At 47.2% G+C, this 15,326-nt stretch carries 8 protein-coding genes and 2 tRNA genes; 5 read left to right on the top strand and 5 right to left on the bottom strand.

Annotated features, from left to right (window positions below; genetic code table 11):
• Positions 1-222 precede the first annotated feature (222 nt).
• Together VYM24_RS02100 and VYM24_RS02095 are read left to right on the top strand one after the other, a co-directional pair.
• Positions 223-1,617, top strand: coding sequence for a DUF4374 domain-containing protein (locus VYM24_RS02100; RefSeq protein WP_291550194.1), 1,395 nt, complete (start codon positions 223-225; stop codon positions 1,615-1,617).
• Between the two features lie 92 nt (positions 1,618-1,709).
• Complete coding sequence (locus VYM24_RS02095; RefSeq protein WP_330941342.1) at positions 1,710-2,858, top strand: PepSY-associated TM helix domain-containing protein; 1,149 nt, start codon at positions 1,710-1,712, stop codon at positions 2,856-2,858.
• Between the two features lie 24 nt (positions 2,859-2,882).
• Here VYM24_RS02095 and VYM24_RS02090 read toward each other — a convergent pair whose 3' ends face one another.
• Entirely contained in the window at positions 2,883-3,404 is a 522-nt protein-coding gene (locus VYM24_RS02090; RefSeq protein WP_330941341.1) for an HU family DNA-binding protein, read from the bottom strand.
• Between the two features lie 1,076 nt (positions 3,405-4,480).
• Here VYM24_RS02090 and VYM24_RS02085 point away from each other — a divergent pair.
• The 3 genes from VYM24_RS02085 (at position 4,481) to VYM24_RS02075 (ending at position 13,262) form a co-directional block, all read left to right on the top strand.
• Positions 4,481-7,420 carry a glycoside hydrolase family 2 protein gene (locus tag VYM24_RS02085; protein WP_330941340.1) on the top strand — a complete coding sequence of 980 codons (2,940 nt, stop codon included), beginning with the start codon at positions 4,481-4,483 and terminating at the stop codon, positions 7,418-7,420.
• A 375-nt stretch (positions 7,421-7,795) separates the two neighbouring features.
• Positions 7,796-9,946, top strand: coding sequence for a hypothetical protein (locus VYM24_RS02080; RefSeq protein WP_330941339.1), 2,151 nt, complete (start codon positions 7,796-7,798; stop codon positions 9,944-9,946).
• Between the two features lie 154 nt (positions 9,947-10,100).
• A complete protein-coding gene (locus tag VYM24_RS02075) occupies positions 10,101-13,262 on the top strand; it encodes a DUF4450 domain-containing protein (protein ID WP_330941338.1) in 3,162 nt (1,053 codons plus the stop codon).
• A gap of 80 nt (positions 13,263-13,342) precedes the next feature.
• Here the strand turns inward: VYM24_RS02075 and VYM24_RS02070 are convergent, their stop codons facing one another.
• The 4 genes from VYM24_RS02070 to VYM24_RS02055 all read right to left on the bottom strand — a co-directional run bounded on the left by VYM24_RS02070 (position 13,343) and on the right by VYM24_RS02055 (position 15,238).
• A complete protein-coding gene (locus tag VYM24_RS02070; RefSeq protein ID WP_330941337.1) occupies positions 13,343-13,822 on the bottom strand; it encodes a DUF456 domain-containing protein in 480 nt (159 codons plus the stop codon).
• A gap of 96 nt (positions 13,823-13,918) precedes the next feature.
• Positions 13,919-13,991 (bottom strand) — tRNA-Pro (locus VYM24_RS02065).
• Positions 13,992-14,007: 16 nt separating this feature from the next.
• Positions 14,008-14,080: transfer RNA gene (locus tag VYM24_RS02060), tRNA-Phe, on the bottom strand.
• Between the two features lie 156 nt (positions 14,081-14,236).
• The gene (locus tag VYM24_RS02055; RefSeq protein WP_330941336.1) at positions 14,237-15,238 is read right to left on the bottom strand and encodes a malate dehydrogenase; all 1,002 of its coding nucleotides are present in this window, start codon (positions 15,236-15,238) and stop codon (positions 14,237-14,239) included.
• Positions 15,239-15,326 lie beyond the last annotated feature (88 nt).

Genomic DNA, 15,326 nt, shown 5'->3' with positions numbered 1-15,326 from the left:
CGGATAAGATATAGTAAACATAGCGCAGCCTTTAAAATCCGCGTCATCCGCGTTATCCGCGTCTGAAAAATTATTTGTACGCCGCAAGGAAATCTTAATCCGCATTCGTCCGTCTTATCCGCATCGTCCGCGTACCAATTCTCGCCGCTAAATTATCATTTAGTTATCTATTATTATATAAACTAATTATAAACATTCACTTATTAATAAGGTAAAAGCAAGATGAAAAAGAACTTTTTAACCGGACTTTTTGCAACAGCAATAACCGGACTGGCGCTGACAGCGTGTACTGACAATGAGCCGAGCCTTGGTGGTGGCACCGAAGGTAGAGGTGAGTATGTGATAGCATCCTCAGTTACGGCTTCGGGAAATACTACAAACGTTCTGCTGACTTCCGAAACATTGGATAAAGGAACGGTTTCTGCCATAAACAATGGCCTTGTGAATGACGGTGCATCACAGTGGATCTTTTATAAAGATCAATATCTGTATGGTTTGACCTACAATCAGGGTAATGCCGGTACTACCCGTTCATTCGTCATGAACTCAAATTATGAAATGGTGGCACGCTCGGGCGAATATGCAGTGAAGCGGTTTACCAGCTATGGTATTTACGAGGGATATATCATCACTTCTTCTACAGGTGACGGATATACAGGGTATGCCGATGATAACGGTTACTTGCCTAAAACATTCCTGCTTTCTTATCTGGATGTGGCGGCTGAAACCTATAAGACCAATGACACTCAAAATAAGGCCTATCTCTCAGAGAATTTCCTGGGAAATGGTGAGTTTGTGACGCTGGCGGGTATTTTGCAACACGGCAACAAGATTTACAGCGCAGCTGTTCCGATGGGGCTGAGCCAGTATGGCGCAGCGTACAATAATGGCGAATGGGTGTTGCCGGGTAATCAAGACCTGATAAAGACGGAAGACGGTGGTTCAAACAGCAGCAGCTATAAGAAAGGAGAGTTGCAATGGACACAATATCCCAATGAGTGTTGGGTAGCCATCTTCGATGATGAGACTCTTACCAGCAAGAAACTGATCAGTACAGATCGGATCAGCTATGCTTGCGGACGCAATAAATCTCAGTATTACCAGACAATCTGGGAAGCAGACAATGGTGATATCTACGTTTTCTCTCCCAGTTTTGCAAAGACGATGGATGATGTACGCCAGCAGACCACTCTGCCTGCCGGTGTAGTGCGTATTCCTAACGGCGCGGAAGACTTTGATGATTACTATTGTGATCTGGAAGCTCAAAGTGGTGGAAAATCTTTCCTCCGTTGCTGGCACATTACGGGCGACTACTTCCTGATGCTGATGTATGACCGTCCTTTGACTGAAGACGATTTTACCGCTAATCAACTGGCCATCTTCAAGGCAGGCGATAAGAAGCTGACTTATGTAACCGGCTTGCCTGAGACTAATTTGATTTCCGGTTTCGGCAACGCACCTTATACCGAAAATGGCAATGTTTATCTGACTGTAACGACAACCGAAGGTTATCCTGCCATTTACAAGATCAATCCGTCGAACGCCACTGCAACAAAGGGAGTTACCATTGAAGCTACTCAGATCAGCGGTGTGGGCCGGTTGACACCTACTAAATAAGCGCAAAACCATTCATTGATTATAATTAGGGATAAAGAGCCTGCTGGTATGTGCCGGGCAGGCTCTTTTTCCGAGCTTCATAAACTGATATAATGAGAAAGATATTCCGTAATATACACTTATGGCTTTCCGTTCCTTTCGGGATACTGATCACGTTGATCTGCTTTTCGGGTGCAGCACTGGTATTCGAGAAAGAAGTAATGGAACTTTACCACCGTGAGCTCTACTTTGTGAAAAAGGTTGAGGCTGCTCCGTTACCCACGGAGCAATTGATGACTAAAGTGGCGGCAACCTTGCCCGATAGCGTATCAGTAACCGGCGTTACTATTTCGTCTGATCCTGAACGGGCTTACCAAGTCACGCTTTCCAAACCCCGTCGTGCATCTATGTATGTGGATCAGTATACGGGTGAGATTACGGGTAAGTATGAACGGGCGCCCTTTTTCAACTTTATGTTCCGGATGCACCGTTGGTTGCTGGACAGCATAAAGCAGGATGGAGGCATCTTCTGGGGGAAGATGATTGTCGGTACCAGTACATTGATGTTTGTGTTTGTACTGATATCAGGTATAGTCGTCTGGTGGCCGCGTACGCGCAAGGCGTTGAAGAACAGTCTGAAGATTGTAGCGAATAAAGGTTGGCGTCGCTTTTGGTACGACCTGCATGTGGCAGGTGGAATGTATGCGCTTGTCTTCTTACTGGCTATGGCTCTTACAGGATTGACGTGGTCCTTTCAGTGGTACAGGACAGGATTTTATAAAACCTTTGGCGTGGAAGTGCAGCCCGGTATGGGGCACGGAAACGCGGCAGCTAATGTGACGGCCAAAGGCGGTAAGCGGAAGGGGAGTCCCGAAGGCAGAAAACATTCTCCTTATACTAATTGGCAACAGGTATACGAACAGTTGGCCGAGGCAAATCCAGACTACAAACTAATCAGCGTATCCGATGGTTCTGCCAGTGTTGCTCTCCCTCGTTTCGGCAACCAGCAGGGAACAGACCATTATAAGTTCGATCCTCGTAATGGAGAGATTACCGAGACAACGCTCTATAAGGATCTGGATAACTCCGGTAAAATCCGTGGCTGGATTTACTCCGTGCATGTGGGCAGTTGGGGAGGTATGCTGACGCGGATATTGACGTTTATTGCCGCCTTAGTAGGTGCAAGTCTGCCATTGACAGGATATTACCTATGGATACGTCGGTTAATGAAGCGAAAAATAAAAAGAGAAGCAATACATTAGGAAAGTAGATATGCGGATGGATGATTATCCAAGAGGATTTTCATCCAATCCGCCACCGCTATCTCCACCCGAAGGCTTGTCGGAACCGGAGCCACCTCCACTGATTCCTTTGGCACGGCGATAGTCGGAAAGGGAAGCATATTTCACTTCGTCTTCAGTTACACAGTTTACTGTAAACTGAAGATTATTGATAACTTCCGAACGGAAAAGTTTACTAGGTTGAAACACGATACGGGCATCCTTAATCATTGAGTTTGCATTAAACTCATTGATATCTTCTACGCCTTCACTTCTGAAAGCGATGCGGAAGTTTCCATACCGACCCGCGCGTACGGAATTTCCATTCAATAACTCCTTTATAGCTTCTCTGAAGAACAACTCAATGGATGAATCCATTTCAGTAGGTGCAGTCGAAGTGTTTTCAGAGGCATTGCGGGTAATGACATACGTATTTTCCGCCTTGCCTGTATTGGAGACTCCATACCATTTGGCAGGTTTATCCTTTTGTAAATGGTTAACTCTCTTTATAAGATTAATCTTTATCATATTTTCTCTTGTTTTTAAAGTAGTCTTTCGTCATGCCATCTTATGAAGGTTTTATTGGCGATCGGCTGATTGTTTATAATTTTGTATGCCTCTCTTTTTATATTTCTCTTCTTTTTCTCTATCTTCCGATTTCAGTGACTGAATAAGCTGAATTTTACCGACCCGTGCTACAGCGTATTGTAGAGGGGGTAATACCTCCCATTTTAGGGGGGTGTTAACTCCCCGGTTGGGGAGTGCGTTATTCCCCAGTTGGGGAGTGCATTGTTCCCCAGTTGGGGAATGCGTTACTCCCCAGTTGGGGAGTTAGCACCTATTTAACTGGGGAAATTTCATCTGTAAAGCAATGATGTCAGCACCTAAATATCTGTAAACACTTTTTGTTGTTATCTCTCTATATATAAGGTCATCATCAGGATAAAAGATGAATGGTCAGTCACCAATATGACAAAGGTAAGTAATATATATAATAAATAAGAAGATATAGGGAGTTATTTTTAAAATGAGATAGTAAAGAATTAAATGATAAGTAATACGATCTCAATTCTCCTCTTTCTGGGAGGTTGCTCTCCCCCCGATAACGGGGGAGCCGGAGGGGGTGAGTACCCGTAGGGGGAGGTGGTAGGTAAAATAATAAATACCTATTAACCACAAGACTAAGGAATTCTTTTCTCACCTACCACCCCGCCCTTTGGGCACCTCTCCTCCAACTGGAGGAGGGGAATTGAGATACTCTATATTGGAATGATCACTTTGCCTCATAATGGAAAAGAAATGAGTTTTCACCACAGAGGAACACAGAGTATCACGGAGTTCTATTCTTTTGATTTCAAATTGATTAAACTCAGTGAGACTCTGTGTTACTCTGTGGTGAATTAATTCATAACCCTTACAGAAAGGAATAAAGTTACAGCTACATGCTACAAGTACCTTTCAGAATATAGCGTAGCCACTTGTAACTTGTAGCTCGTAGCTTATGTAGCTTACATCATTTTGTACAGCCAGAAAATCATTCTATTTATTTCCTGTTTGCCTGAGAATACCTTCCTTTGTAAAATCGAATAATAAAGCCAAATACTATGAGCAGAAAGCACTTTCTCGGAACCATCCTCTTCTTACTGACCACTTGGGTTATACAAGCCCAGGAAACGGAACGGCAATATCTTTCCGGCACCGGACTGGGTAACACGGTGACCTGGCAATTCCGCGTCTCCGAAGGCCGGAACAGCGGACGCTGGAGTAAAATAGAAGTCCCCTCACAATGGGAATTGCAAGGCTTTGGCGAATACACCTACGGTCGCTGGTACAAAAAGCCGGGCGTAAAGAACCCTTCCATGGAAGAAGGCACATACAAACGCTCCTTCCGCATACCCCGCAACTGGCAGGGGCGGAACATACGTCTCTGGTTCGATGGTGTCATGACCGATACTGAGGTTCTCGTTAACGGACAGTCAGCGGGTCCGGTGCATCAGGGCGGTTTCTATCGCTTCTCTTATGACGTAACGGAACTGCTGAAATACGGAAGTTCCAACCAAATAGAAGTACGCGTGAAGAAACACTCCGACAACCGTACGGTAAATGCCGCCGAACGTAAAGCGGACTGGTGGCTGTTCGGTGGAATATACCGCCCGGTATGGCTGGAAGCAAAACCGGCAACACACATAGAACGTCTGGCCGTGGACGCCCGTGCCGATGGGGAACTGAAGGTTGAAGTACATCTGCAAGGTGCTACCGGAGAGGAAAGCCTCTCTATGGAAGTGGCGCCGATATCTGCAAAGGATACCGAGCACCGCCCCGTGAAGGTTACTAAAGACCCCGTTCAGCTGTTGACCGCTCATTTTGACGGTATTTCTCCATGGACTCCTGAGTCTCCTGTACTTTACCGGCTTACAGTCTCTTTGCTCAGTAAGGAAGGAAACGTCATTCATTCCATGGATACCCGCATCGGCTTCCGCACCATTGATTTTCGCCCTCGCGACGGGCTCTACCTTAACGGTACGAAGCTGGTTATGAAGGGGATCAACCGCCACTCCTTCCATCCCGATGGCGGACGGACCACGAATAAAGAACTAAGTATAGAGGACGTGAAGCTTATCAAGGAAATGAATATGAACGCCGTCCGTTCCCATTATCCGCCCGATGAGCATTTCCTCGATGCCTGCGACTCGCTAGGCTTGCTTTATATTGATGAACTGGCAGGCTGGCAGAATGCTTACGATACTCCCACCGGTACCCGGCTTGTCCGCGAAATGCTGACGCGCGATGTGAATCATCCGTGTATCGTGTTGTGGAGCAATGGCAACGAAGGCGGATGGAATACTGCCATCGACAGCCTGTTCCATACATACGATCCCCAGAAACGCCACGTCATCCATCCCTGGGCGGACTTCGACGAACTGGATACCCATCACTATCCCGCTTATCTCACGGGGGTAGCCCGTTTCACCAATGGCTATAAGGTTTTTATGCCTGCCGAGTTCATGCATGGCCAGTACGACCAGGGGCATGGTGCCGGACTGGAAGATTTCTGGGCGCGCTACACTGCTCATCCGCTCTTTGCCGGAGGTTTCATGTGGGCGTATAGTGATGAGGCGGTGCGTCGTTCGGATCGCGGCGGAACACTGGACAGTGAAGATTATAATGCACCGGATGGTATTCTGGGGCCTTTCCGGGAAAAGGAGGGCAGTTATTATTCAGTTCGTGAAGTCTGGTCGCCGATACATGTAGAACCATTAATGATTACTCCTTCATTCCGTGGGGATTTCCGGGTATCGAACAGATATCTGTTTACAAACCTGGGTGCATGCTCCATGCACTGGCGCGTGCTTCGTTGCACGTCACCACTGAATAGTGATGGAGAAGGGGAAGTTGTGACAGTAGCTGACGGAGGCGCGCGGGCATGGCGTCAGGTGCTGGACAGTGGAATGGTACAGTTGCCGTCATTGGTTCCCGGAGAAACGGGGTTTGCACGCATCAATCTGCCCGATAATTTCTTCAACGGAGATATTCTGGAACTCGAAGCATACGGAGCAGATGGCGAGAGTGTCTGCACGCGTACATTCCCGATACATTACGCGAAAGACTATCTGAAAGGTGAGTTACGGCCGAAGGGGGCAGATACTTATTCGTCCGGTTCACAAAGTACATCAGTAAGTACAGACTCGCAGAATATAACTGCAAGTAATTGCCATGTTGAGGAAACCGATACTCTGATTACGTTATGTTCTTCTGCCGTCACTGTCTCTTTCCGAAAGAGCGATGCCACCATCGCTTCCGTGACAAGGAATGCTGACGGACGAATCATCCCATTGAAAGATGGCCCTGTTGCCGTTGGGATGAAGATGGTGTTGGCTGATCTGTCTGCTCGTACGGAAAATGGAGATGCGGTTCTTTGTGCCCGCTATCGTGGTGCGGCAGACTCTATCGTCTGGCGTCTGACGCCGGACGGATTGCTTTCGATGGATGCTGTATTGCTGAACCGTGCTTCCGGTGGTGGTGGTTTCGACGATGCTTTCACGGACACGGAAGTACTGAATCTTGGCCTTACCTTCTCTTATCCGGAATCCGAGTGTTCCGATATGCGTTGGATGGGACGCGGTCCGTATCGTGTATGGAAGAATCGTATTCCGGGCGCAAATTATGGCATCTGGCAGAAAGATTATAATAATACAATCACCGGTGAAAGTACCGGACGTCTGGTTTATCCGGAGTTCAAAGGTTATCATGCCAATCTTTACTGGGCAACTTTGCAAAGTCCTACCGCTCCCTTCACGGTTTATGCGGCAAGTGACGGAATCTTCCTTCGGGTATTCACCCCCGAAGAACCTCACGGGCGCCAGGATGGCCTGAACACCATGCCCGACTTTCCTGCCGGAGATATTTCCTTCCTGCTGGATATACCTGCGATTCGTTGCTTCAAACCTATTAGTCAGCACGGACCACAGAGCCAGCCGGGAATTATCCGTATCAAGAAGGGGGATGAGGGGTTACGCCTCAATCTGATGTTTGATTTCAAGTAAATGATAATTTAGCGGCGAGAATTGGTACGCGGACGATGCGGATAAGACGGACGAATGCGGATTAAGATTTCCTTGCGGCGTACAAATAATTTTTCAGACGCGGATAACGCGGATGACGCGGATTTTAAAGGCTGCGCTATGTTTACTATATCTTATCCGGATGGTAAAAAAAGAGATCCGCGTTATCCGCGTCTGAAAAATTACTTGTAAGCCGCAGGAAACCAACGGTCAACGAAGCTAAACCTTGCTCCAGCGCTACGTCGCTAAATTATCATTTACCTTATCATTTCTGACAAACTATATATAGTCCTCCACCTTAGGAACTACTATCTTTGTGCCCAGCTATTAATCTAACTATCTGTTATAAAGAATACCATGAAAAAAGTATTTTATTCCCTTCTTGCCGCTTTCGTGCTGACGGCTTGTGGTTCGGAGAAACAAGCTCCGATAGACCGTGAAGCATTGGTGACCCGTAACAATCCCCAAGTATCCTCATTCGATTCGTTGGCTTCGCTCAGTGTTGGTAACGGTGAATTTGCATTCACGGTAGATGCTACCGGTTTGCAGACATTTCCCGCCATGTATAGTAAAGGTGTACCCTTGGGCACACAGAGTCAGTGGGGCTGGCATTCATTCGCCAATCCTAAAGGATATAAGCATGAGGAAACACTGAAGTCCTATGATTTCGGTCGTGGTCACGAAGAACTCTATGCCTGCCAGTTCAAGGAACCGGGACGCCAGAAAGAATCTTCCGATTGGTTTCGTGTGAATCCGCATCGCCTGCATCTGGGCATTATAGGCCTCGAACTGGGCGAGGGAGTGAAAGCTTCTGATATTACTGAGATCCGGCAGACGCTGAATATGTGGAAAGGTGAAATCACCAGCCACTTCATGTTGAATGGCAATGCTTTCGATGTGCAGACAGTCTGCCATCCTAACCAGGATATGATTTCCGCTTGTGTTACCAGTCGTGCGCATGCGGGTGTTAATCTGCGTTTCCCTTATCCCACAGGCGGACATGCCGATGATGCCTGCAACTGGAATGCGAACGACAAACATTCCACAACTATCGTTCGCCAGGATGCTCAAAGCGCTTTGTTGAAGCGTGTGCTCGACGAAACAACTTATTACGTAACCCTCCGTTGGGAAGGCAAGGCCCGTCTGGCTGAGAAGTCGAAGAACTACTTCGTACTGACCCCTGAAGAAGATATGCTGGCCTTTTCCTGCCTGTTTACACCGAATTTTCAGGGAACCGTATTCGAAAGTGAACCTGCTGTCTATGTCGATGACAAAGCATTGCCCGCTTTCACCGAAACCGCTGCCGCCAGTGCTACATACTGGACGGATTTCTGGAAGAATGGTGCTGCCGTCGACTTCTCTCACTGTACGGATCCGCGTGCCAAAGAATTGGAACGTCGCGTATTGTTGAGTCAATATCTGCTTGCTATCCAGTCGGCAGGAAGTGTACCTCCGCAGGAAACAGGCTTGACTTATAACTCTTGGTTTGGTAAATTCCATCTCGAAATGATCTGGTGGCATCAGGCGTGGCAACCTCTTTGGGGACATGCCAATCTGTTGGACCGTACACTGGGTTGGTACGAAACTGTAGAGCCTGTTGCCCGTGAAATAGCCCGTCGTCAAGGTTTCCCCGGTGTACGCTGGATGAAAATGACTGATCCCACCGGTACGGAAGCTCCCTCGAATGTAGGTTCTTTCCTGATCTGGCAACAACCGCACTTTATCTATCTGGCAGAACTTGTCTACCGTGCCAATCCTTCGGATGAAGTGATTAAGAAATACAATCGTCTGGTGCAGGAAACTGCCGAGTTCATGTACGCTTTTGCTACATACGATGAATTCCACGGACGTTTCATCTTGAAGGGAGCTATCCCGGCGCAAGAGACGCTGCGCGCGGCTACTACTATCAACCCGCCTTTCGAATTGTCTTACTGGCACTTTGCCATGCAGACTGCGCAGAAGTGGCGCGAGCGTGCCGGAGAAAAGCGTAATCTGGAGTGGGATGAGATGATTGATAAACTTTCTCCGCTTGCCTATAATGAGGATCATCTTTACCTTGCTTCCGAAGATGCTGTTGATACATACAAAGATATTCGTTTCACCAGTGATCACATGGCTGTATTGGGGTCTGTAGGTATCCTTCCGATGAACAAACTCATCCGTGACGACTACATGAAGAATACCCTGCACTGGGTGTGGGACAACTGGAACTGGGGTAAGACCTGGGGTTGGGATTATCCGATGACCGCCATGAATGCCACTCGTCTGGGCGAACCGGAAAAAGCTGTCGGTGCCCTGCTGATGGATAAGCGCACGAATACGTATTTGCAGAACGGACATAACTATCAGGATGGCCGTCTGCGCTGTTACCTGCCCGGTAATGGAGGCTTGCTGACTGCCGTAGCGCTGATGTGTGCCGGTTGGGATGGCTGCCAGGTGAAGAATCCGGGCTTCCCGCAGGACGGAACATGGGATGTCCGTTGGGAAGGTTTGAAACCGATGCCGTAACCGTTCAGAAATGAGTTTTCACCACAGAGTAACACAGAGTATCACGGAGTTCTATTCTTTTGATTTCAAATTGATTAAACTCTGTGAGACTCTGTGTTACTCTGTGGTGAATTAATTCATAACACTCCTAAAAAGAATTAACTCATAACATGTAATGAAACAACTATTTTTCTATACTCTCATCTCCTTGTTGCCGGCTTTCGCCTATGCACAATATACCACCGGTAATAAACCTCAAAGTGCCGGCGACCGCATCGAATCCACCTCTTACAATGATCATAAGCGGGGTGCTGCCCGTACCCTGCAATATCGTCCGGACGGTGAAGATTTTGTAAGTGTCAATGGAAAGAACCGCTATACCCGTGCCCTTTATGGCAGTCATACCGCTTTCCGTCTGGAAACGAGTGACCGTCCTATTTTTGCTGTCTACGAAAAGCGCAACAGTAAGAATATACATTTCCATCTCGTACTGGCTGATAGTTCAGTGACTCCATTGGAAGAAACCGCTTGGTGTGAGTCTCGCTACACCCCCGGACGGCGTTCCTATCGTTTGAAGCACCCTTCCTGGGGAACGGATGCCGAACTGCAAATCTCTGCTCTTGCTTTGCCGGATGAAGATGCTGCCATTTGGAAGATTACTCCTGTAAATATGCCTGTAGGTGCAGTCTTGCGCCCTATGTTAAGTGAAATCCGCCTGAACAGATTGAGCCGTAACGGTGATATGGGGGCCGATCCTCCCGGTTGTTTTGATGCGCTCGAGCAACCTCATCAATTACAATCATTGGGTATCTCCCTTTTCGACCGACAGGATGCTTATGTACTTGTACGTGACTATTCCTTGGTAGTACCTTCACTGGAAGAAGGCATTTCCCTTTATAATAAGTCTGAACAAGCCCGTGCCGATCTTGCCTCACGCATCAGGATCACAACCCCCGATCCATACTTTAATACTCTGGGTGGTGCCCTTGCCGTAGCTGCTGATGGTATTTGGGATGGTGAAGTCTGGTTGCATGGTGCTATTGGCTGGCGCATGCCTCTCAGTGGCTGGCGTGCTGCTTATATCGGTGATGCTTTAGGTTGGCACGACCGTGCCCGTACGCACTTCAATGCTTATGCCGCCAGTCAGGTGACAGAGGTGCCGAACACGATTCCACACCCTGCACAGGATTCAACTCTTGCTTTGGCACGCTCCGAAAAGAAGTGGGGAACACCCCAATATAGTAACGGTTATATCTGCCGTAACCCCCGTCGGAACGATCAGATGCATCATTATGACATGAATCTTTGTTATATTGATGAACTCTTGTGGCATTTCAACTGGACCGGTGATTTGGAATACGCCCGCCGTATGTGGCCTGTCCTGACCCGTCACCTTGCCTGGGAAAAGCGAAACTATGATCCCGATAATGACGGACTTTATGATGCCTATGCCTGCATCTGGGCAAGTGATGCCCTTTATTATAATAGTGGTGCGGTCACTCATTCTTCTGCCTATAACTATCGTTCCAATCGCCTCGCAGCTATGATTGCCGAGAAGATTGGAGAAGACCCTGCACCCTATCGTGAAGAAGCTGATAGAATACTGAAAGCTCTGAATACCCGCCTTTGGATGCCCGAACGTGGACATTGGGCTGAGTTTCAGGATTTCATGGGGCATAAACGTCTGCATACCAGTCCCGGTGTATGGACTATTTATCATGCATTGGATAGTGACATCGCTGATCCTTTCCAAGCTTATCTTGCCACCAGTTATGTGGATCGCGAGATACCACATATCCCCGTTCGTGGCGATGGCTTGAAAGATGAAGGTTATGCTACTATCTCCACTACGAACTGGTTGCCTTATTCCTGGAGTATCAACAACGTTGCTTTTGCCGAAGTGATGCATACTGCTCTTGCTTATTTTCAGGCAGGACGTGCGGATGCAGGTTTCCATCTGCTCAAGAGTTCTGTCCTCGATGGCATGTATCTGGGGGAAAGTCCCGGTAACTTCGGGCAAATCAGTTTTTATGATGCTGCCCGTGGAGAATGTTACCGTGATTTCGGGGATCCTATAGGTGTAGCTTCCCGTGTCTTGATACAAGGACTCTATGGTATCCTTCCTGATGCCATGAACGGACGCCTGTTGGTAAAACCCGGCTTACCCTCCTCCTGGCCTTTTGCATCTCTGCATACTCCGGATATTGATTTTGACTTTAAGCATACTAATGAAGCGGTAACATCCTATACAATCATCCACCGATTACCTGCGGTGCGTACATTGGAACTTCAGTTTCCGGCACAGCGCTCGGAAGTGGCGAAGCTTACAGTCAATGGAAAGCCTGCAACATGGACATTGGTAGAGAACTCCATCACCCGTCCGGTACTTTCCGTTATGGTCCCTGCTTCTTCGGATGAAAAAGTGGAAATTAATATTGAATGGGGTGGGGAAGTGCTTGGTAGTCCGGCAAAGTCTCAGATAGAAGCTGCTTCTGCTGAAGCTCCTGTTCGTTTCGTTCCGATGCAACAAGGGGATATGAAATGGTGGGCTCCTGTAGATAATCCGATGGCCGCAGATAAGGGTAATTCTACTCAGTTCTCCGCCTTTGCTAAAGTCAATTCTTCTAAGTGTGAACCGGTTGTGATGGATAAGCAATTCAATTCTGGGGTTACAGATATATTCCGTAATGAGTATCTTTCACCCCGTTCTCCATATACCACTTTGCAGATACCCAAGCAAGGCATCGGTGAATGGTGCCATCCTTTGCATACGGTGGATATTGATGATTCCGGGCTTCGCTCTTCCGTTCAGAAGGGAGTGTTGAATACTAAGCTGGGAGTTCCTTTCCGTACTCCTGCTGAGGGCCAAAATATAGCTTTCACATCCTTGTGGGATAATTATCCGGATAGTTTGACGGTCTCTCTCAAAGGAAAGGCATCCCGTGCCTATTTACTCATGGCAGGTAGTACCAATCACATGCAGTGCCATATTGACAATGGGCTGATCCGTGTTTATTACAAAGATGGTACTTGCGATAAGATGGCTCTGCGTAATCCCGATAACTGGGCGCCCATTGAGCATATTTTCTTTGAAGATGGTCTGGCTTTCAACCGGCATGCTCCGGCACTTTATCGCCTACGTCTTAAAACGGGCGAGATCAGCAATAACTTTGGAGAAGAATTAGGCTTTCCCGGTGCCTCCCGTGAATTGGATGGTGGTGCTGCCATATTGCTTGAAATGCCCTTGAATCCTGATAAGAAACTTTCCCACCTCGTTCTTGAAACTCTTTCTAATGATGTGGTGATTGGGTTGATGGGAATTACATTGCAACGATAATAGTATAATCACCACAGAGTGACACAGAGTCCCACAGAGTTCTGATTTCAAATTAAACTCTGTGTCACTCTGTGGTGAAATCATATCAATGCCTTTACGAAACACCATACGAAGTACCCGCAAACTACTACCTTAAACACCGTCCCCACCAGAAAACCAATCAGTGCCCCGATACCTGATTTTAGGGCATCCCTTGCACTTCTGTCTCCCAAGAGTTCTCCGATGAAAGCACCTCCAAAAGGACCGATAACAATTCCCCACGGGCCGAGAAAGATGATTCCGAGGATTGAACCTATCAGGCAGCCCCAGCTTCCCCATTTACTTCCTCCGCTGTACTTGCTTCCAATCATAGGAGTGAAATAGTCCAATACTTGTACTATTACTACCAGAAACAGCCAAATCAGTAATTGAAATGTGGAAAATTGCGCCTTATCTGTAATGTGGAGTAATAATAAACCGGCGTATGAAATGGGTGGTCCGGGAATTATAGGGAGGATACATCCCAATAAGCCTACTATAAGGCATAGACTTCCTAATATGATCAGTATGATGTCAAGCATAATAGAATCGGATTAGAATTAGAATAATGTTGTTTGGGGGATTGAGAATGTAACAAAAAAGGTCTAACTCCTTTTGAGAATCAGACCTTCTTTGTGTCGGAATGAGGCGACTCGAACGCCCGACCCCTACGTCCCGAACGTAGTGCGCTACCAACTGCGCTACATTCCGATACTTTGCTTACGAGTGGTGCCACCAGGAATCGAACCGGGGACACAAGGATTTTCAGTCCTTTGCTCTACCAACTGAGCTATGGCACCTTCTTCGTTTGCGGGTGCAAAGATAAATAGTTTTTTTAATACAGCCAAAGGATTTCTGAAAAAATAAAAGAAAATTCCCCCTGCGCTCGGTTTGTGTGAGCGCAAGAGGGAAAGTCTAAACAGGAGTTCTCGAAGGTATCCCCTTATATCTATAATTTAGTCAATGTTCGGGTTGATGCTTTTCCAATCCTTAATAGCAGGAAGTACTCCCATCCCAATCACTTCGTCACGCAATTTGCAGAGGTGGGCATAACTTTCTTTCAGCTTGGCTTCTTCTTCCGGAGTGCCTTTCAACTCTTTGTAGTGTACGCCGTCTTTGGTGATTTCAGTTTCCATTGCCATCATGATGTGGTCGAAGCCGTGACTGTGTACATACGTACCTGCCGGCCAACGGAACGGTTTACCACCCATGGCGGCAGCAATCATTTCTATGGAAACGTATGCCGGGCTTTGGAAAGAAGAACGTTCGCGAAGGTTGATGATGTTGGCACCGCCTTTGGTTACCTTACTTTGGATTTCAGCCCATTGTTCAGCAGTAAGAGCAGACGTACCGATAATTTCCGGCAAAGGTTTACCATCTACTTTGGCTGTTGAGGCATAAACAGCCATCTGTTCTCCGTGGCCGCCATACGTACGGCAATTTTCTACCTTATCAGGAGAAATGTGGAAATGCTTGGCGAGTTCACTACGCAAACGGGTACTGTCGAGAGCTGCGAGAGTAGTTACCTGTGAAGGTTTCAGGCCGGAATATAACAGAGTGATCAATCCGGTTATGTCGGCGGGATTGAAGATAACTACTACATGTTTCACGTCCGGGCAGTAAGCTTTTACATTTTTACCGAACTCTTCAGCAATGGCAGCATTACCTTTCAGCAGGTCTTCACGTGTCATGCCTGCTTTGCGGGCAGCACCACCTGAAGATACAATGTATTTGGCTCCGGTCAACGCTTCTTTGATGTCGGAAGTATACGTAAGGTTCAGTCCTTCGAAACCGCAGTGAAACATTTCTTCCGCTACACCTTCCAGTCCCGGTCCATACGGATCGTACAGGCAAATATTGGGTGTCAAATGCATCATAATGGCAGTCTGTGCCATGTTAGAGCCGATCATTCCGGCAGCTCCTACAATCGTAAGCTTTTCGTTTGTTAGAAATTCCATAACTTTTATGTATTTAATTAGGTGAATATAATTTTCCTTATCTTTAGTTTCCCGATACAAAAATAACTGTTTTCCAAGAGATTTGTTC

Origin of the sequence: Bacteroides sp. MSB163, assembly GCF_036416795.1 — a bacterium.
In the GTDB taxonomy this organism is placed as follows: domain Bacteria; phylum Bacteroidota; class Bacteroidia; order Bacteroidales; family Bacteroidaceae; genus Bacteroides; species Bacteroides maternus.
The sequence above is the reverse complement of the archived record's forward strand: the minus strand, read 5'-3'. Positions and strand labels throughout refer to the sequence as shown.